The sequence below is a fragment of the Aurantiacibacter arachoides genome (genome assembly GCF_009827335.1).
GTDB lineage: Bacteria > Pseudomonadota > Alphaproteobacteria > Sphingomonadales > Sphingomonadaceae > Alteraurantiacibacter > Alteraurantiacibacter arachoides.
The window spans coordinates 858,652-877,589 of sequence record NZ_WTYH01000001.1; the positions used below are offsets into that span (position 1 = coordinate 858,652).

15 protein-coding genes are annotated in these 18,938 nt (G+C 66.5%); 5 read left to right on the forward strand and 10 right to left on the reverse strand.

The annotated features are described in order from the left end of the window. The first annotated feature begins 60 nt into the window (after window positions 1-60). From GRI62_RS04265 to GRI62_RS04275, 3 genes are all read left to right on the forward strand, one after another. A complete protein-coding gene (locus GRI62_RS04265) occupies window positions 61-642 on the forward strand; it encodes a hypothetical protein (RefSeq protein ID WP_131452160.1) in 582 nt (193 codons plus the stop codon). Window positions 643-765: 123 nt separating this feature from the next. Then, window positions 766-2,265: a DEAD/DEAH box helicase gene (locus GRI62_RS04270; protein ID WP_234027363.1), complete on the forward strand. Its 1,500-nt coding sequence runs from the start codon at window positions 766-768 to the stop codon at window positions 2,263-2,265. A 188-nt stretch (window positions 2,266-2,453) separates the two neighbouring features. Further along, window positions 2,454-3,347: an OmpA family protein gene (locus GRI62_RS04275; RefSeq protein ID WP_131452162.1), complete on the forward strand. Its 894-nt coding sequence runs from the start codon at window positions 2,454-2,456 to the stop codon at window positions 3,345-3,347. A 64-nt stretch (window positions 3,348-3,411) separates the two neighbouring features. Here the strand turns inward: GRI62_RS04275 and GRI62_RS04280 are convergent, their stop codons facing one another. The 3 genes from GRI62_RS04280 to GRI62_RS04290 are packed head-to-tail and all read right to left on the reverse strand — an operon-like array spanning window position 3,412 to window position 10,258. Further along, window positions 3,412-5,583, reverse strand: coding sequence for an alpha/beta hydrolase family protein (locus tag GRI62_RS04280; RefSeq protein WP_373282994.1), 2,172 nt, complete (start codon window positions 5,581-5,583; stop codon window positions 3,412-3,414). A 57-nt stretch (window positions 5,584-5,640) separates the two neighbouring features. Continuing rightward, the gene (locus GRI62_RS04285; RefSeq protein WP_131452163.1) at window positions 5,641-7,938 is read right to left on the reverse strand and encodes a S9 family peptidase; all 2,298 of its coding nucleotides are present in this window, start codon (window positions 7,936-7,938) and stop codon (window positions 5,641-5,643) included. 43 nt (window positions 7,939-7,981) lie between these two features. Beyond that, window positions 7,982-10,258 (reverse strand): ATP-dependent helicase, encoded by a 2,277-nt coding sequence (locus GRI62_RS04290; RefSeq protein WP_199799982.1) that lies wholly within the window; start codon window positions 10,256-10,258, stop codon window positions 7,982-7,984. 202 nt (window positions 10,259-10,460) lie between these two features. Here GRI62_RS04290 and GRI62_RS04295 point away from each other — a divergent pair, with 202 nt between their 5' ends. Beyond that, window positions 10,461-11,051, forward strand: a complete 591-nt coding sequence (locus tag GRI62_RS04295; protein ID WP_131452165.1) for a hypothetical protein — start codon at window positions 10,461-10,463, stop codon at window positions 11,049-11,051. A gap of 57 nt (window positions 11,052-11,108) precedes the next feature. Here GRI62_RS04295 and rsmD read toward each other — a convergent pair whose 3' ends face one another. Next, window positions 11,109-11,657 carry a 16S rRNA (guanine(966)-N(2))-methyltransferase RsmD gene (gene rsmD, locus GRI62_RS04300; protein WP_131452166.1) on the reverse strand — a complete coding sequence of 183 codons (549 nt, stop codon included), beginning with the start codon at window positions 11,655-11,657 and terminating at the stop codon, window positions 11,109-11,111. Between the two features lie 71 nt (window positions 11,658-11,728). Then, a complete protein-coding gene (locus GRI62_RS04305) occupies window positions 11,729-12,496 on the reverse strand; it encodes a pseudouridine synthase (protein ID WP_131452167.1) in 768 nt (255 codons plus the stop codon). A gap of 96 nt (window positions 12,497-12,592) precedes the next feature. Between GRI62_RS04305 and GRI62_RS04310 the strand changes: the two genes are divergently transcribed. After that, the gene (locus tag GRI62_RS04310) at window positions 12,593-14,386 is read left to right on the forward strand and encodes an AmpG family muropeptide MFS transporter (RefSeq protein ID WP_131452168.1); all 1,794 of its coding nucleotides are present in this window, start codon (window positions 12,593-12,595) and stop codon (window positions 14,384-14,386) included. 4 nt (window positions 14,387-14,390) lie between these two features. Here the strand turns inward: GRI62_RS04310 and GRI62_RS04315 are convergent, their stop codons facing one another. The 5 genes from GRI62_RS04315 to trpB are packed head-to-tail and all read right to left on the reverse strand — an operon-like array spanning window position 14,391 to window position 18,926. Next, window positions 14,391-15,731 carry a bifunctional folylpolyglutamate synthase/dihydrofolate synthase gene (locus tag GRI62_RS04315; RefSeq protein WP_131452169.1) on the reverse strand — a complete coding sequence of 447 codons (1,341 nt, stop codon included), beginning with the start codon at window positions 15,729-15,731 and terminating at the stop codon, window positions 14,391-14,393. Window positions 15,732-15,750: 19 nt separating this feature from the next. Beyond that, a complete protein-coding gene (gene accD / locus GRI62_RS04320; RefSeq protein WP_131452170.1) occupies window positions 15,751-16,599 on the reverse strand; it encodes an acetyl-CoA carboxylase, carboxyltransferase subunit beta in 849 nt (282 codons plus the stop codon). Continuing rightward, window positions 16,596-17,390: a tryptophan synthase subunit alpha gene (gene trpA / locus GRI62_RS04325; RefSeq protein ID WP_234027364.1), complete on the reverse strand. Its 795-nt coding sequence runs from the start codon at window positions 17,388-17,390 to the stop codon at window positions 16,596-16,598. Before trpA ends, accD begins: the two co-directional genes overlap by 4 nt. Then, the gene (locus GRI62_RS14510) at window positions 17,387-17,671 is read right to left on the reverse strand and encodes a hypothetical protein (protein WP_234027365.1); all 285 of its coding nucleotides are present in this window, start codon (window positions 17,669-17,671) and stop codon (window positions 17,387-17,389) included. The genes trpA and GRI62_RS14510 overlap by 4 nt, the downstream gene beginning before the upstream one ends. A gap of 16 nt (window positions 17,672-17,687) precedes the next feature. Next, window positions 17,688-18,926 (reverse strand): tryptophan synthase subunit beta, encoded by a 1,239-nt coding sequence (gene trpB / locus GRI62_RS04330; RefSeq protein WP_131452172.1) that lies wholly within the window; start codon window positions 18,924-18,926, stop codon window positions 17,688-17,690. Window positions 18,927-18,938: the final 12 nt, after the last annotated feature.

The following is an 18,938-nucleotide window of genomic DNA, read 5'->3' on the forward strand; positions in this document are numbered from 1 at the left end:
AGGCTTGCAAGGGGTTAAGCCATCATTCAATCCGCAAGGCTAGGGATCGCCGCCTACCATATGAAACGCCTCGCCATCCTCCTCGCGCCCGCTGCCCTTGTTGCCCCCTTCCTGGCGGGCGGGCTGGTGGCACAGGACGCTTCGCCCCTGCGGCCGGGCGGTCAGGCAGCCGGCCAGAGCGTGCCGACGATGGGGTTCGAGCCGGCCGCCAGCGCGCCGTTCGACGTGCTTGGCCGCGCGCGCGAACCGCAGTGGGGCAACCAAGTGCGGATCGAGCGCCGGGTGGTGATCCGCATCGGCCCCGCCGCGCCCGCCGCGCGCAATGCCATGATGTCCGAACTGCCGCGCCGGCAAATGCGCGCCCGCTATGCCGAGGTCGAACACGGGAACTGCATCGAACCCGGCAGCGTCGTCGGCGTGCAGCCCACGCCCGACAATCGCCTGCTGTTCTACACCGACGAGCGGCAGATCCTGGCCGCCGCGCTGGAGAACGGGTGCAGTGCGCGGGCCTTTTATGCCGGTTTCTATATCGAGCGGAACCAGGACGGGCGACTGTGCGTCGATCGCGACCGCCTGCAGTCGCGTGCGGGGGCCGGTTGTCAGGTCGCCGGGTTCACTCGCCTGGTCGCCGCTGCGGACTGATCGCTTTCCCCAAGGCTGCGTATCCGTAAATCTTGACTTTTCGCCCACTTGCGTCATAGGGCGCGCACAGCTTGCGCAACGGGCATGTCGCCCGGCTGCCCCAATATCCGGAAAACCATTAATTTGACCACTTTTGCCGATCTCGGCCTGTCGCCCGAATTGCTCAAGGCCGTGGAGGATTCGGGTTACACCGTGCCCACGCCCATCCAGGCAGAGGCGATCCCGCCCGTGCTGATGATGAAGGACATCATCGGCATCGCCCAGACGGGCACCGGCAAGACGGCCAGTTTCGTGCTGCCGATGATCGATATCATGGCCAGCGGCCGCCGCCGCGCGCTGATGCCGCGCAGCCTGATCCTGGAGCCCACGCGCGAACTGGCGGCGCAGGTGGCCGAGAATTTCGAGAAGTACGGCAAGAACCACGACCTGAAGATGGCGCTGCTGATCGGCGGCGTGCAGATGGGCGACCAGCTCAAGGCGCTGAACGAGGGTGTCGACGTGCTGATCGCCACGCCCGGACGCCTGATGGACCTGTTCGAGCGCGGCAAGATCATGCTCAACGGCTGCGAACTGCTGGTGATCGACGAGGCGGACCGCATGCTTGACATGGGCTTCATCCCCGATATCGAATTCATCTGTTCCAAGCTGCCGGAGAACCGGCAGACGATGCTGTTTTCGGCCACCATGCCGCCGCCCATCGCCAAGCTGGCCAAGACCTTTCTCACCAACCCCAAGCGGATCGAGGTGAGTCGCGCGGCGTCCACCAACGAAAACATTACCGCGTTCAAGGTGCCCGTCGCCAACCGTGACAAGGAATCGACCCTGCGTTGGCTGCTGAAGAACGACCTCGTGGAAACCGCCATCGTCTTCGCCAACCGCAAGACCACCGTGCGCGACCTCAACAAGAGCCTGCAGCGCGCGGGATTCTCCAGCGGCGAGATTCACGGCGATATCGACCAGGCGACGCGCAACAAGGAATTGCAGCGCTTCAAGGACGGGGGCATCAACATCCTCGTCGCCAGCGACGTCGCCGCGCGCGGCCTGGACATCAAGGGCGTGTCCCATGTCTTCAATTACGATACGCCATGGCACCCGGACGATTACGTCCACCGCATCGGCCGCACGGGCCGCGCAGGTAACAAGGGCCGCGCATTCACCTTCGTCGCGCCGGAAGATGCAGAGGCGATCGACAACGTCGAAAAGCTGACCGGCGCCAAGGTTGCCGTGTTCGGCAAGAAGGACGTGCGCGTCGAACTGCCAGCACCCGCCGCAAAGCCGGCCGCCGAACGTGACGACACGGGCACCGATCAAACCGAAGATCGCCACGCTGACGAGCGACCGACCCGTTCGCGCAGCCGGTCGGCAAGCCGCCAGCGTGAGGAGCAGGGCGAGGCCCGCGCGCCGCGCAAGGCCGAACGGCCCGCCCGTGAAGAACGCGTGCGCGCGGACCGTCCTGTGCGTGAAGACCGGCCTGTGCGTGAAGACCGGCCTGTCCGTGAAGACCGCCCCCGTGACGATCGGGCCAACGACAGTCGCCAGCGCCGCAATCCCGACGATCAGCCTGTGCCGCCAGGGGAGTGGAACGGTCCCATGCCCGGCTTCCTCGGCGTCGGGTTCGACTGATTCTCTTCAACCGGAGGGTCAACGTGCGTTAACGCTTCGTCGCATCGCGTGTGCAAGCCGTCCCGGGCGCGGGTGGGGCGGCCAATTTCGTTCATCTGCCAGCAGGGTTCATCCAGACAGCGGTTCGCGCAAGCGACAGGGCTGTACGGGCAATTCGGGGGGCGAATTGTCTTTGAAGGAGAACACCGATGACATCTTCCCCAAACCACGCCGGCCGGTTCGCCGCCGGGATGACCGCGCTTGCCGTCATCGCGGCGGCCAGCGCACCGGCCGCCGCGCAGAACATGGATGACCGTTACGCCACGGCGAACGACATCACCGTTACTGCCGATGTACCTTCCGACCTCTCTGGCATGGTAGACGGTCCCGAGGTGGAGGGCATGATCGCGGCGCGCAACGGTTCCACCCTGCGCATCACCAACGCGGACGGCACCACCACCGACGTGCGCCTGTCCGAAGCCACGGAGGTGCGTTCGCGCGGCGGGTTCCTTGGCCTGGCCCGCAGCGAGCGGGCCGCCAACACCCTGCTGAACGGATTGCCCGTGCGCGTCGATACCGTGCAGTGGGGTTCCAGCCTGATCGCCAGCCGGGTGGTCTACGACAACTCCGACCAGCAGATCGCGGCGATGATCGCCAACGGCACGGCCCAGGGTTTCGCCGAACAGACCGCCGCTACCGAGGCGCTGCGGGGCCGCGTGGCGAACATCGACCAGTACAATATCCACGGCACCACCAACGTCTATTTCGATACGGGCCGCCACGGTCTCGACACCAGTGACGAGGTCAACCTGTGCCAGGCCGCCGCGCAGGCGCAGGCCACCGACAACGCGCTGTTGCTGGTCGTCGGCTACACCGATGACGTGGGCGATCAGGAATTCAACCAGGAGCTGTCCGAACGGCGCGCCACCCGCGTGGTCAACTACCTCCAGCAGGAATGCGGTTGGGAGCCGTGGCGCATGTTGACCCCGACCGGCATGGCGGAGGCTGACCCCACGGCGGACAACACTACCGAAGCCGGACGCGCGCAGAACCGCCGGGTGGCGGTGAACATCCTCGTCAGCAAGGCGGTCGACGGCATTTAGGGAATAACCCTGGCCCACAGGGTCGCAAGGAAGGGGCGGGCCGCGAAGGTCCGCCCCTTTTTCGTTACTGCGCGGGGCGTTCCCACCCATCGCGGTAGCGTTCGAACCAGGCCAGGATCGCCGCGGCCTTGGCGGCGCTCTGCGATGGGCGCGCGGCAATTCCGCCGTGGCTGGCGCCCGGCACCTGCACCAGCGCGGTCGGCACGCCGACGAGCCGCAGCGCGGAGTAATACTGCACCGATTCGCTCACCGGGGTGCGGTAATCCTCGGCGCCGACGACCACCATCGTGGGGGTTTCCACGTTGCCGACCAGCGACAGCGGCGAATGTGCCCAGAACGCCTCCTGATTGGTCCACGGATAGCCACCGACCCAATAGGGACCGAAATACGCGCTCGAATCGGCGGTCAGCGCCTGGGTGGTCCAGTTGATGACGGGCTTCTGGGTGACCGCGGCCTGGAAGCGGTCGGTCTGGCCCACGATCCAGGCGGTCAGCACCCCGCCGCCCGATCCGCCGGTCACGAACAGATGGTCGGGATCGGCCACGCCCTGGGCAATGGCGGCGTCGACGATGCTCATCAGGTCGTGATAATCGTCGCCGGGGTAATTCTTGTCGATGAAGTTGGCGAACTCTGCCCCATAGCTGGTCGACCCGCGCGGATTGGCCGATAGCACGGCGTAGCCGGCGGCAGCGTAAAGCTGGTTGTCGGTCGCGAAATGCGGGCCATAGGCGGCGAAGGGGCCGCCGTGGATTTCCAGGATCAGCGGCACGCGCGTGCCCTCGACGTAGCCCGGCGGCAAGGTCAGCCAGCCTTCGACCTCGCGCCCGTCCACGCTGGAAGGGGTTGCGATCCGGCGCACCTCGCCAAGGGATTTGGTGGCGAGCAGGCTGGCGTTGAGGTTGGTCAGCATCCGCGCCTCGCCGCCAGCGCGAACCACCTGCACTTCGGCCGGCCGCTGAGCGGTGCCGCCGGTAAAGGCGATGGTATCGTCCTCCGCCACCGAGAAACTGCCGCCGGTGTAGGGTCGGTCGAGCGAGCCGCCGCCCAGCCCGCTGGCAACCACGCGCGCCGCGCCGTCGAGGCCGATGCGCGCCACGAACGTCTCGCCGCTGTCGTCATACTGGGCGTAGATGCCGCGCCCGTCCGCATCCCAGGTGATGCCGCCGGGATCGTAGTCCCAGTTGCCCGTCAGCAGGCGGCTTTCGCTACCGTCGAGCGCCATCACGTACAACTCGGTCTGCTGGTAGGCGCGGCCATCGTCATCGTTGCCGAGATAGGCGATCATGCGCCCGTCGGGAGAAACGCTGGGAGCAGCATCGGGCCCGTCGCGGTTCGTCAGGCGGGTGAGCGCGCCGCTGGCGACGTCGAGCGACCAGATGTCGCCTTCCACCGGGTCGGTCTGCCAGTCGGCATTGCGGTTGGCGCCGAACAGGATGCGGCGGCCGTCGGGTGTCCAGCTGAGAGGCCCGTCATCGTGGTTGGTGCCAAAGGTCAGCTGCCGCGGCGCGCCGCCGGTGGCGGGAATGACGAAGATCTTGGAATAGCCCGGCGTCAGCACGCCCGCGCCGTCAGCGCGAAAGGTGAGCAGGTCCGTCACTTCCAATGGCGCGGCCCATTGCGCGCCCTCGGGCTTGTTCGCGGGTGCGGTGCCGAAGCTGGGCGCGGGATCGTCCACCTGCATGGTGTAGGCGATCTGCCGTCCGTCGGGCGACCAGGCGATGCCCGAAGGGCTCGACGGCAGGCCGGTCAGCCGCACCTGCGTGCCGCTGTCCATCCAGCGCACCCACAATTGCGCAGCCCCACCTTGCGTGGAGGTATAGGCGAGCCGCGTGCCATCGGGCGACCACACGGGAGAGAACGCACCGCCGTCACCGTTGCCAAGCGGGATTTCCGCCCCGGTGCGGGTGTCGATCAGCCAGATGGAGGGCACGGCGCGATCGGTCATCACGTCGTTCTGGCGACGGACGTAGGCGATGGTGCGACCGTCCGGGCTGATCTGCGGATCGCTGGCCCAGGCAAGATCGAACAGATCCTCTCCCGTGAAACGACGGTTCGGCCCAGTGCGCGCGCTGCCCTGCGCGGCGGCCGACATGGGCGTGGGCGTGACGACCTCGGCTTCCGGCACCGTCATCGCGGGTGGTGCCATTGCCGGTTCCTGGGCGTCGCCATCCTGGGCATGGGCGGGCAGGGTGATAAAGGCGAGCGTCGCCGCAGCGGCGAGAAGGGTGTGGCGCATATCGTGTCCTCGATCAAAGGTGCCCGGCCGCGAACGATTGCCGCCGGGCATGGCTGGTCAGTCGCCCGATGAGCTTGCGGTCACCGGCAGGTTTTCACGCAGGAACTCGGCCATCGTGCGATAGAGATGGCGACCGCTGTTTTCACGTTCGGATATGGAGTGGCTGCGGTTAGGATAGAGCATCATCGCAAAGTCGCGGTCCGCCGCGATAAGGCGGTCGATCAGCTGTTCGGTGCCCTGGTAATGCACGTTGTCATCCCCCGTGCCGTGCACGATCAGCAGCTCGCCCTGCAGGTTTTCGGCAAAGGTGATGGGGGAGCTTTGCGCATACTGCCCTGGGTTTTCCTGCGGCAGGCCCATGTACCGTTCCTGGTAGATGGTGTCGTACAGCCGAATGTCGGGCACGGGGGCCACAGCGATGCCGGCGGCGTAGACTTCCGGATAGCGGAACATGGCGTTCAGCGTCATCGAGCCGCCGCCGCTCCATCCCCAGATGCCGACCCGCGCGGGATCGAGATAGGGGCGCTCCGCCAGCATTGCCTCCACCGCTTGCGCCTGGTCTGCCGAGGCGAGCACGCCGATCTGTTCGTAGACGACCTTGCGCCAGTCGCGCCCGCGCGGAACGGGCGTGCCGCGGTTGTCGACGCTGGCGACGATGTACCCCTGCTGCGCCAGGTACCGGTGATACAGGTACCTGTTGCCGCCCCAGTTGTTCTGCACCGTCTGCCCCCACGGCTCGCCGTAGACATACATCACCAGCGGATATTGCTGCGCCGGGTCGAAATCGGGCGGGAACATCACCCACCCGTCGATCTCGGTGCCATCGGGGATGGTGACGCTGAAGAACTCGCTCGCCCCCTGCGGCGTGGCGGCGAGACGGGCGCGGACCGCGGCGTTTTCCACCAGCGTGCGGTGGACCGCGTGATCCGGCAGCGAGATCAGCTGGGTCACCGGCGGCGTATCGAAGCTGGATACGGAATGGATCGCCCAGCGGGCATCGGCGGAAATGCTGTAGCTGTGCGATGCTGCCGGGCCCGCCGGTGTCAGCCGTTCGGCCGTCGCATCCCCCTCTAGTGGCGAGCGATAGAGGTAGCGCGTCGCATGGTCATCGGGCGAAGCGAGATAGTAGGCCCAGCCACCAGCGGTATCGATGCTGACAAGTTCGATCACATCGGTGGCGGCGGGGGTAATCGGCTCGGCATCGCCGGTCGCGCGGTCCACGCGATAGAGCCGCCGCCAGCCGTCGCGCTCGCTCATCCAGGTGAAATGCGCGCCGTCGGCAAAGAAGGTGACGTCGAAATCGACGTCCACCCAGGCATCGTCCGTCTCGGTGAACAGCGTGCGTGGTTCACCGGTGGCGACGTCGACCAGCATCACCTCGTCACGGTTCTGCAGGCGGTTCATGTGCTGCAGCAGCAGTTCGTCAGAACTGGCCGCCCACTCCATTGCCGGGACGTAGATCTGCCGCGGGTCGCCTGCCAGATCGACCCAGGTGGTCTGTGCCGTGGCGACGTCCACCACGCCCACGCGCACGGCCGAATTGGTGGTGCCGGCCTTGGGATACTGCAACGGCACGGGCTGGGAATAGACGCCCGCGAGGTTGTCCATCATGTAGAACGTCCCGACACCTTCGGTATCGAATTGCCAATAGGCAATGCGGCGGGAATCGGGGCTCCAGGCGAACCCGTCGCGCAGGAAGAATTCCTCCTCGTTCACCCAGTCACCGGTGCCGTTGACCACCAGGTCGGTGCCGTCCGTGGTCATGGCCCGGGTCGCGCCGCCATCGATGCTCTCGACGTAGATGTTGTTCTCGAACAGGTAGGCGACTTGGGAGCCGTCGGGCGAGAACTTGGCGTACATCAGCGAGGAGGCTGGACGGTCCGCGCCGACCTGGCGCAGGCTGTCGTCGGCAAGGTCGAGCACCCAGTAATCGCCCAGCGGCTCGTAGCGGCGGAAGCTGCGGGTGTTGGTGTGGATGAGCACGTAGCGCCCATTGTCCGACCAGGCGTAGTCGCTGATCTGGATCGGGGTGCCGCCATCTGGCGTAAGCTGGCCGGCAGTGACGATCACCTCGCTCGAACCGGTTGCCGGATCGTGGCGCACGATGTTCTGTCCGCCCTCCGGCACGGTATCGACCGTGGTGTAGAAACCGGAGCCGGCATCGTCGACCCAGCGGATCGGAACCGTCCGCTCGGTCTGGAAGGCACGTTCATCGAAGATCGCGTCGATCGTCAGCGGTATCTGCGGCTGGGCCGGCTGCTGCCCATGCTCCTGCGCCTGCTGCGCCATTGCGGGGATCGGGAGCGCCAGCAATCCAAGCACCGCCAGCCGCGTGCGAAACGTGAAAACCCCCATTGCCTTCTCCCTTGCGAAGGCCCTGACTAGCGCGTGGGCAAACTCATGCCAAGGTGACGAAGCTGTCGATCACCCGCTTGGTGCCGGCCTTTTCGAATTCGATTTCCAGCTTGTTGCCTTCCTGGCCCATGACCTCGCCGTAACCGAACTTCTCGTGGAACACGCGCACGCCGATCTCCACGTCGCTGCGCGGCTTGGCGGCGAAGCTGGCGGCGCTGCGCTTGTTTTCCGGGATGCGGGCCTGCCGGGTGTCGTATCCCGTGGCCAGCGCGCGCTGCCAGCCGGGGCCGCGGGCGCTGGAGCGGTCGGGGCGGCTTTGCGAGACATGGGCGAAGGGGTCTTCGCTCTCGCTCCAGTTGGCCTGCCACAGGCTGCGGCCGCCGGTCATGGTCGTCTCGCTCTCGGTATGCTCTTCGGGCAATTCGTCCACGAAGCGGCTGGGAATGCTCGACTGCCAGGTGCCGAAGATGCGGCGGTTGGCGGCGTGCATGATGGTGCAGCGTCGCCGCGCGCGGGTGATCGCGACATAGGCCAGGCGGCGCTCTTCCTCCAGGCTGGCGAGGCCGCCTTCGTCCAGTGACCGCTGGCTGGGAAACACGCCTTCCTCCCAGCCGGGCAGGAAGACATGGTCGAATTCCAGTCCCTTGGCGGCGTGCATGGTCATGATGGTGACCTTTTCCTCGTCGTCACGCGCATCGTTGTCCATCACCAGCGCGACGTGTTCGAGGAAGTCGCCGAGCGTGGGATATTCCTCCATCGCCCGTTGCAGTTCGACGAGGTTTTCCGCACGGCCCGCGCTTTCTGTCGAGCGGTCCGCTTTCAGCATGGCGTCGTAGCCGCTTTCCTCCAGCACGGTGCGCAGCAGTTCGGACGGGGTTACCGCCTCGCTCATCTCGCGCCAGCGCAGGAACCCGCGCATCAGCTCGGCAATGGTGGCGCGCGCGCGCGGCGGCAGCTCGTCGCTGCCCGCTAGTTCCAGTGCCGCGGCGGCGAGCGGCTGGCCCGTGCGGCGCGCGTGCTGGTGCATCTTTTCCAACGTCTTGGCGCCAAGCCCGCGCTTGGGCTGGTTGTAGATCCGCTCGAACGCCAGGTCGTCCGCCGGCTGGGCGACGACGCGCAGGTAGGCCATGGCGTCGCGGATCTCGGCACGTTCGTAGAATCGGAAACCGCCGACGATGCGGTAGGCAAGGCCGATCTGGATGAAGCGGTCCTCGAACTCGCGTGTTTGATACTGCGCCCGCACGAGGATGGCGACCTGTTCCAGGCTCGCGCCCTCGCGCTCCAGTCGCTCGATCTCCTCGCCCACGCGGCGCGCTTCCTCGGGCGCATCCCACACGCCGATGACGCGCACCTTTTCGCCTGTCGGCAGGTCGGTCCACAGCGTTTTGCCCAGCCGCTGGCTATTGGCCGCGATCAGGCCGCTGGCGGCAGCGAGGATCTGCGGAGTCGAGCGATAGTTCTGTTCCAGCTTGACGATCCTGGCACCGGGAAAGTCCTTCTCGAAGCGCAGGATGTTGGCGACCTCCGCCCCGCGCCACGAATAGATCGACTGGTCGTCGTCCCCCACAACGCAGATGTTCTTGCGCTGCTGCGCCAGCAACCGCAGCCACAGATACTGGACGGCGTTGGTGTCCTGATACTCGTCCACCAGGATATACTTGAAACGCGCCTGGTAGCTTTCCAGCACGTCGCGGTGAGCCTTCAGGATGTTCAGCATGTGCAGCAGCAGATCGCCGAAGTCGCAGGCGTTCAGCGCTTTCAGCCGCTCCTGATACAGCCGGTACATCTCCTGCCCGCGACCGTTGGCGTAGCTTTCGTTCTCCACCGCATCGAGATCCGGTGGATTGAACCCGCGGTTCTTCCAGCGGTCGATCAGGCCAGCCAGCTGGCGGGCGGGCCACCGTTTGTCGTCGATGTCGTTGTCTTGGATCAGCGCCTTCAGCAGCCGCAGCTGATCGTCGGTATCGATGATGGTGTAGTTCGATTGCAGCCCGACCAGCTCTGCATGGCGGCGCAGCATCTTGGCGCCGATGGAGTGGAAGGTGCCGAGCCACGGCATACCCTCCAGCGCGCCGCCGGTCAGCTTGCCCACCCGCTCGCGCATTTCGCGCGCCGCGCGGTTGGTAAAGGTGACGCAGAGAATCTCGCTGGGCCAGGCCCGCCGTTCGCGCACGATGTGGGCCAGCCGATGGGTAAGGGCGGCGGTCTTGCCGGTTCCCGCCCCCGCCAGCATCAGAACCGGACCCTCGGTGGTCATTACGGCCTGTTGCTGCGGCGGGTTGAGCTGCCTCAGCCAGTCCGGAACCGGAGCATCGGGCAGGGTTTCGGCGGTTACGGGGTTTTCAGACACGGCGAACAGCTAGGGAACACGCGGCCAATGTGCAAGCCGCGCAAAGGGCGGGGCGCGACCGCAGTCTGTTGCCGGGATTTCGGGGGAACGGCTCAAAACCGCGCCGAGCTGACGGAACCGCACACAATCGCTGTCCGTTCCGGATTCAATATAAGTCAACCGGAGATCCTCCATGAAAAATCTTTTGCTTGCCGGTGCCTTTGCCCTGGCCTCGCTTTCCCTTCCCGCCGGCGCAATGGCGCAGGATGCCAGCGCGGGCATGACGGCGCAGCAGCAGGCGATGTACAACGCCTGGCCGATGGAACGCCGCACGATGTACGAAGGCTGGCCGGACGGTGTGCGGACCTATTACTGGACGCTCGATCGTGATCGCCAGAACATGTACTGGATGATGGACGACGCCGACCGCATCCGTATCTACGAAATGCCGATGAACGAGCGTGATGCCGCCTGGCAGCAGCACATGGAAATGCACGCAGCCATGCCCAGCACGAATGCCAGCATGACCACCACGACCACGCCTTCGCGCACGACCAATGCCAGCGCGATGCCGGCCATGCGCAGTGGCGGGATGGTGCAACAAACCCCTGCGGCCCACTCCGGCGAATATCCCCCCTGCCGTGGAACCGTGCAGGACAATTGCGTCAATCCGCGCGAGGCGGGCCTGAACTACGGTAACCGTCCGCTCGATTACTGGCCGGGTCAGCCGGCCAGCCAGATGGACGCCAGCACGCCCCAGCGCGGCACCGCCAACCGCAACTGATCGGCGACGAGCTCAGGAAAAACAGGGCGGCGCAGCTTCGGCTTCGCCGCCCTTTTCCTATGCCGTGGCGACACGCAGCAGGGTAAGCTTGGCCCTGCCAACCTTGCGCTCGGCATCGATCTCGAGTCCGGCGATCTCGACCTTTTCGTCTGCGCCGGTTTCCAGCGCGACCCATGTCGCCTCGCCGATCCAGCCCAGCCGCAGCAGGCGATGCAGGGCGACCGAGCCAGCGCCGGTGCCGTAAGGCGGGTCGAGCATCACCAGGTCGCGCGCGATCTTCGCGGCACCAAGGGCCATGACCGATCCGGCGATGATCTCGCACTTCTGCTGCGCCCTCAGCGCCGCCACGTTTTCACGAATGGCGCGCACTGCCGCCGCCTCGTTGTCAACGAATAGGCAGTTGGCCGCTCCCCGGCTCAACGCTTCCAGACCGAGCGCGCCGGATCCGGCGAACAAGTCCGCCACGCTCAACCCCTCGAAACTGCCGAGGCGGCTGACGAGCATGGAGAACAGCGTTTCGCGCGTGCGATCGGCGGTGGGACGGGTGGCATCGCCCGGGGGCGCGCGCAGCGGGCGGCGGCGCCATTCGCCGGCGATGATGCGCATGCCCGGCGGCTTGCCGGATGCGGGCCTGCCGGAAGGTGGCTTGCCGATTGGCGACTTTTTGCCCGGCGTCTTCATGCCTTGAGCCCGCTGCGGAACCGCTCCAGGTCTTCCTTGCGAATCTCCACCGCGCGGCCGCGCGGCAGCTGATCGAGCGCGAAGGGCCCGTAACCGATGCGGATCAGGCGACTGACTTCCAGCCCGAGATGTTCCAGCACGCGGCGCACCTCGCGGTTCTTGCCTTCGGTCAGGGTCAGCTCGATCCACTGATTGCGGCCAGTCCGGCGTTCGAGGTTGGCGTTGATCCGGTCATAACGCATGCCTTCGACCTCCACGCCCTCCATCAGCTCCTCAAGCTGTTCCTGCGATACCTCGCCAAACGTGCGCGCGCGATAGGTGCGCGGGATGGCCGACGAAGGCAGTTCCAGCTGACGCTTGAAGGCGCCGTCGTTGGTCAGCAGCAGCAGACCCTCGGTGTTGAGATCGAGCCGGCCGACCGGCATCAGCCGCGGCGTATCCTTGGGTAGGGCATTGGCGAGCGCGGCATAGATCGTGGGTCGACCCGAAAAATCACGCTCTGCCGTCAACAGGCCGGTGGGCTTGTGGAAGGCGAACAGGCGGGTGCGCTCGGGCTTGCCCACGGGCTTGCCGTCCACGCTGACGCCGCGCAGGCTGGTGAGGAAGGTCGCGGGCGTCTTGACCACCTCGTCACCGATCCTGACCCGCCCGACCTCGATCATGCGCTCGACCTCGCGGCGGCTGGCAACGCCTGCCCGCGCGAGGAGCTTGGCGATGCGATCGCCTTCGGGGCGGTCGCCCGCGGGTTTGTTTTCGTCTGACATGGTCGCGCCATAGGCGTTGAAAGCCCGTTCATCCAGCCTTCCAAAAGCGCCGATTAGGTCTAGACCGGCGCAAACAGGTTTGATGAGGGTTGCCAGATGGTCGAAGCCATAGCCGAAGACAGCACCGCCACGGCGAAAGCCAAGCCCGGCTGGGGCACGCTGATCCGCTCGCTGCGCAGTCCCAAGAGCGGGTTCATGCTGCTGTTCGGTTTTGCGCAAGGGCTGCCGCCCGCGCTGTTCCTCGGCACGCTTTACGCCTGGCTATCCGAGGCTGAGGTCGATCTGGAAACGATGGGCGTCTTCAGCCTGGTCGGCCTTGCCTACGCGTTCCAGTTCCTGTGGTCGCCGCTGCTCGACAAGGTGGACATTCCCGGCCTTCGCCGCCTTGGCAAGCGCAAGCAGTGGATCGCGCCGATGCAGCTCATCATCGGCATCGCGCTGGTGGTGATGGCCGGGCTCGATCCGAAGAACGCGCTGGCCTGGTTCAGCCTGCTTGCCGCCATCGGCGCCTTTGCCAGCGCCACGCAGGACATCGGCATCAACGCCTGGCGCATCGACGTGGCGGACGAGGTGGCGACGCTCGATATCCTGTCCACCATCACGCAGATGGGCTTCCGCCTCGCCAGCCTGGTCGGCGGTGCCTTTGGCCTGATCATGGCCGACCGCTATGGCTGGCCCTTTGTCTACGTGCTGTTCGGCGGCTTCATGCTGGTCATCGGCTTTGCCGCCCTGTTTGCGCCCGACGCGCGCGTTTCGGGCGATCGCGCCGCCAATTCCGCGGTGGCCGACGCGGAGGTCGCACAGCTTTACAACGTGGGTGAAGTGACGCCCAAGGTGCGCAACCGGGCGCTGCTCGCCGTGGGTGTGCTGTGGGCCTGGGCAATCGGCACGGTGGTGGTGTTCATGGTGCGCAGCATGACCGCCGCGCCGGAAAACCGCCCTGACGTGACCGAGTTCACCACGATCTACGGCCCGCTGATCGTGCTTGCCACCATCGTATTGCCCGCCTTCATCGCCGCTTGGGTGGTCAAGCAGCAGCGCGAGGGCGTGCATGTCATGCGCGCGGTCGAGGGCGCGGGCGCGGGACACAAGGTCACCTTCACCGATCACCTCTACCGCGCGCTGGTGCTGCCGCTGACCGAATTCGTGGGCCGCATGGGCTGGTCGCTGATGCTGGTCCTGGCGCTGGTGCTGACCTACCGCATAACCGATTCGGTGTGGGGCGTGTTCGCCTATCCGTTCTACCTGGGGGAGCTTGGCTTTACCGGAGAAGACGTGGCCTTTGCCTCCAAGATCCTCGGCATCATTGCCATCCTGCTGGGCCTGGCGCTGGGCGGCTGGCTGATTACCAAGTTCGGGCGCATGTTCATGCTCACCTTCGGGGCGGTCATCGCCGCGGCGACCAACCTGCTCTACGCCGATCTCGCGCTGGGGGGTGCCCGGATGCAGGCGGCGAGCGATGCCATCGGGTTCACCTGGCTGGTCAATGGCATGGCGAACTGGCTGCAACCGCTGTTCTTCGTGGCTGCACCGCCCAGCGAGGGGCTGGCCCGGCTGGCCTTTACGATCTTCTGGGAAAACCTTGCCATCGGCATCGCCGGGGCGGCCTACATCGCCTGGCTTTCCAGCATCGTCGCCCGGCAATACGCCGCGGTGCAGTTCGCGCTGCTCGCCTCGCTTACGCTGCTGATCGGCACGCTGGGCCGCGGCGCGCTGGGCGAGATGATCGAGGTGCGCGGCTACCACTACGTGTTCATCTTCACCGCGCTGATCGGCGTGGTGGCGGTGGTGCTGTGCGCGCTGGAATGGGCGCGGGAAGCGCGCGCGGGCCGCAGGAGCGGCGTGGTGCAGCCCGATCCCTACGCAGGTGATCCGGTCCCCGCGGAGTAGCGAGCTAGTCGGGATACTCGCGGTTCGCCGCCAGCACCTTGCCGGCGAGGTAAAGCGAACCCGCGATCAGCACTGTGCCCCCGTCCGCCCGGTGCGGCAGGCCGGCAAGCGCGGTCTGCAGGTCGGGCGCGCTGGTGGCCTGCGCCACGCCTGCTTCCATCGCCAGCGCCGTCAGTTCCCCCGTCGCCACGTGATCGCTGCCCTGGATCGGCACGGCGGTGACGCTGGCAAGCTGCGGGGCGACGATGGCAAGGAAGCGGCGCGCGTCCTTGGCCGCCATCATCCCGATCACCGCGTCGACCGGCTTCTTCACCCCCTGCAGGTAGCGCGCCAGGGCCTCCGCCGCGTCGGGGTTGTGGCCCCCGTCCAGCAGCACCCGGCGCGGGGAGACGAGGTCGGTCACCGGGCCCCTGGCCAGCGTCTGCAAGCGTGCGGGCCAGGCGCAGGCGACGATGCCCCGCTCCATCGCGTCGAGCGAGACGTCCACCCGCTCCTGGTGCCGAAGCATGGCAACCGCGAGCGCGGCGTTGTCGGCCTGGTGCGCGCCGGGCATGGTGGGCAACGGAAGGTCCAGCCGCCCGCGATTGTCGCGATAGTCTATGCGATCGGCCCGCACGTCCGCCCGCCAGCGCTTGCCGCGCATGTGCAGCGGGGCGCCCGCCAGCGCGGCGCAACGCTCGATCATCGCCTCCACGTCGGGCGTGTAATCCTGCGTGACCAGCGGGGCGAGGGGCCGGGCGATGCCCGCCTTTTCGAACGCCACGCGCACGAACGGCTTGTCGGGCGAAGGGGCGGCGGGGTCCGGCGTCAGCAGGAACGCTTCGTGGTCCACGCCGAGCGAGGCGATGCCGCAGGCGGCAGGGCGTTCCAGCACGTTGGTCGCATCGAAACGGCCGCCCAGGCCGACCTCGATCACGCAGGCATCGGCCGGTTCGCGGTGAAAGGCGAGGAACGTGGCCGCCGTGGTCACCTCGAAGAAACTGGGGTCGAGCCCGGCGGAGGCATCCAGCACTTCCTCCAGCAGGCTTGCCAGCATGGCATCGCTGATGAGTTCGCCGCCCACCCGGATACGCTCGTTGTAACGCACGAGGTGCGGCTTGGTGGCGACGTGGACAAGGTAACCTTGCGCCTCCAGCATGGCGCGCAGGAAGGCGCAGGTGGATCCCTTGCCGTTGGTGCCGGCGACGTGAAATACCGGCGGCAGTTCGGTCTGCGGATTGTCCAGCCGGGCGAGCAGTTCGCGGATGGTTTCCAGCCCGATGCGCCCCTGCGGCAGGCTGAGCGCGCCCAGCCGGTCAAGCTGGCGCTGCACCGCGGGGTTCTCGGAGATGGCGAAATCCTTCATGCCGCCCCCCAGCGCGGTATTATGCAGCCTGTGCCGGTGAAAGATAGCCGAGCAGGTCGGCCAGCGTCTGTTTCAATTCGCCCCGATGCACGACCATGTCCACCATGCCGTGCTTGTGCAGGTATTCGGCGCGCTGAAAGCCCTCGGGCAGCTGTTCGCGAATGGTTTCCTGGATCACCCGCTGCCCGGCAAACCCGATCAGCGCACCGGGTTCCGCCACGTGGACATCGCCCAGCATGGCATAGCTGGCGGTGACCCCGCCGGTGGTCGGGTCGGCCAGCACGACGATATAAGGCAGGCCCATGTCCTTGAGCCGCCGCGTCATCACCGTGGCGCGCGGCATCTGCATCAGGCTGAGGATGCCCTCCTGCATCCGCGCGCCGCCCGCGGCGGTGACGCAGACGAAGCCGCAACGCGCATCGATCGCGGCCTGGGCGGCCGAGACAAAGGCATCGCCCACGGCCATGCCCATGCTGCCGCCCATGAACATGAAGTCTTGCACGCCGATCACCGCCTGGTGGCCCTCGATCGTGCCGATCCCGGCGGTGAAGGCATCGCGGTGGGGATTGGCGACGCGGGCAGCCTTGAGGCGCGCGGCGTAGGGCTTGGTGTCCTTGAACTTGAGCGGATCCTCGGTGACCTCGGGCGCGGAGAGGAGCCGGAAGCCCGTGTCGAACAGCATTGCCAGCCGCCGGTCCGCGCCGATGCGGCCGTGATGTTCGCACTTGGGGCAGACGTTGCAGTTCGCCTCGTACTCCTTGACGAAGATCATCTCCTGACAGCGCGGACACTTGATCCACAGATTGTCCGCCGTCTCCCGCTTGGGAGCGAAGGGCAGGCGTTCGCGAACTTTGGTGAGCCAGCTCATGCACCAGCCTTTCGCGCAGAATGCACGGCCTTGGCAAGCCTCGCCGTGAGCTCCTGCAAATGCTGGGGCGCATCGGTGCCGTGCTGCTCGACGATCTGCACCAACGCGCTGCCTACCACCACGCCATCCGCCACGCGGGCGATCTGCGCGGCCTGTTCGGGTTCTTTCACGCCGAAGCCGACCGCCACGGGCAAGTCGGTATGGCGCTTGATGCGGCTGACGTTGGCCTCGATGTCCACGATCGTCGCGCTTTGCAGGCCGGTGATGCCCGCGACGCTGACATAGTAGAGGAACCCGCCCGAACCATCGAGCACGGCGGGCAGCCGCGCGTCCGACGTGGTGGGGGTGGACAGCCGAATGAGGGCGATGCCACGTGTCCGCAGGGCCGGGCCGAGATCCGGGTCTTCCTCGGGCGCGAGATCGACGCAGATCACCCCGTCCACGCCGGCATTGGCGCACTGGTCCGCGAACCAGTCGGCCCCGCGCCGGATCATCGGGTTGGCATAGCCCATCAGCACCAGCGGCACGTCCGGGTGGCGTGTGCGGAACGCGGTGGCCTGGGCAAAGACGTCGGCGGTGGTGGTGCCGCGCGCAAGGCTGCGGATGTTGGCGTTCTGGATCGCCGGACCGTCCGCCATCGGATCGGTGAACGGCATCCCCAGCTCGATCACGTCCGCACCGCCAGCGACCAGCGCATCGAGATTGGCCGCGGTATCGCCGTCGCCCGCGGTGATGAAGCAGACGAGGGCGGGGTTGGGGCCGGCGAAGGTGGTGGAGAGACGATTGGTCAAAAGTCGAAATCCGGTATGCGTCTGGAAAAGAAGGCGATGATTGCGGTCAGGGTAGAAGCACTCGTCACGAAGGCGAGGCCTTCGTTGAATCCGACGGTCCACTCGAACAGATGGGTGTAAAGAACGGCGCAGGCGTAGAGAGGAGTTGAGACGAGAAAGGCAATCTTCGCGCGGCGCAAACTCCACCCTCTGACAAACCGTCCGAACCATCGGGTGACAAGGCCTTCCTCGTAACCATCCATTGGCTGAATGCGCTGCTTGCTACTGCGCGACCAGTTCACCTCGACGCTCCGTGGCTCACATTTCCACTCCCAACGCCTCGGCGACGGTGAAGATGTCCTTGTCACCGCGTCCGCACAGGTTGGCGAGGATGATCGCGTCCTGATCCATCGCCGCCGCGCGCTGGGCGATGGCGGCGATGGCGTGGCTGGGTTCCAGCGCGGGGATGATACCCTCGGTGCGGCAGAGGAGTTGGAACGCCTGCAACGCTTCCTGATCGGTGGCGCTGGTGTATTCGACCCGGCCGGTTTCCTTCAGCCAGGCGTGTTCCGGCCCGATGCCGGGATAGTCCAGGCCCGCGCTGATCGAGTGGCCCTCGGTGATCTGGCCGTCCTCGTCCTGCAACAGGTAGGTCTTGTTGCCGTGCAGCACGCCGGGGAAGCCGCCCGCCAGGCTCGCCGCGTGTTCCTCGCCATGCAGGCCCTTGCCCGCCGCCTCCACGCCGAGCAGCTTGACCTCCGCATCGTCGAGAAAGGGGTGGAACAGGCCGATGGCGTTGGATCCGCCGCCGATGGCCGCCACGCACAGGTCCGGCAGCTTGCCGGTGCGTTCGAGCAATTGCGCGCGCGCCTCCGTCCCGATTACGCTCTGGAAATCGCGCACCATCTCCGGATAGGGGTGCGGTCCGGCGGCGGTGCCGATGATGTAGAAGGTGTCATGGACGTTGGCGACCCAGTCGCGCAGCGCCTCGTTCATGGCGTCCTTCAGGGTGCCGCGCCCCGCCGTCACCGGTCGGACTTCCGCGCCGAGCAGCTTCATGCGGAACACGTTGGGCGATTGCCGGCGCACGTCCTCTGCACCCATGTAGACCACGCACGGCAGGCCGAACCGCGCGCAGACGGTAGCGGTGGCAACGCCGTGCTGGCCCGCGCCGGTTTCCGCGATGATGCGCGTCTTGCCCATCCGGATGGCGAGCAGGATCTGGCCGATGCAGTTGTTGATCTTGTGCGCGCCGGTGTGGTTCAGCTCGTCGCGCTTGAACCAGATCTGCGCGCCCTTGCCCTGCGGGGCGTCCTTGGCCAGCTCTTCCGTCAGGCGCGGCGCGAAATACAGCGGGCTGGGGCGGCCGACATAGTGTTCCAGCAGATCGTCGAACTGGTCCTTGAACAGCGGATCGGCCTGCGCGCGGCGATACTCCTTCTCCAGGTCGAGGATCAGCGGCATCAGCGTTTCGGCAACGTAGCGTCCGCCGAACTGGCCGAAGTGGCCGCGCTCGTCAGGCTGGTTGCGGAAGCTGTTCGGCGTATTTTCTGTCATGTTGCCTATCCG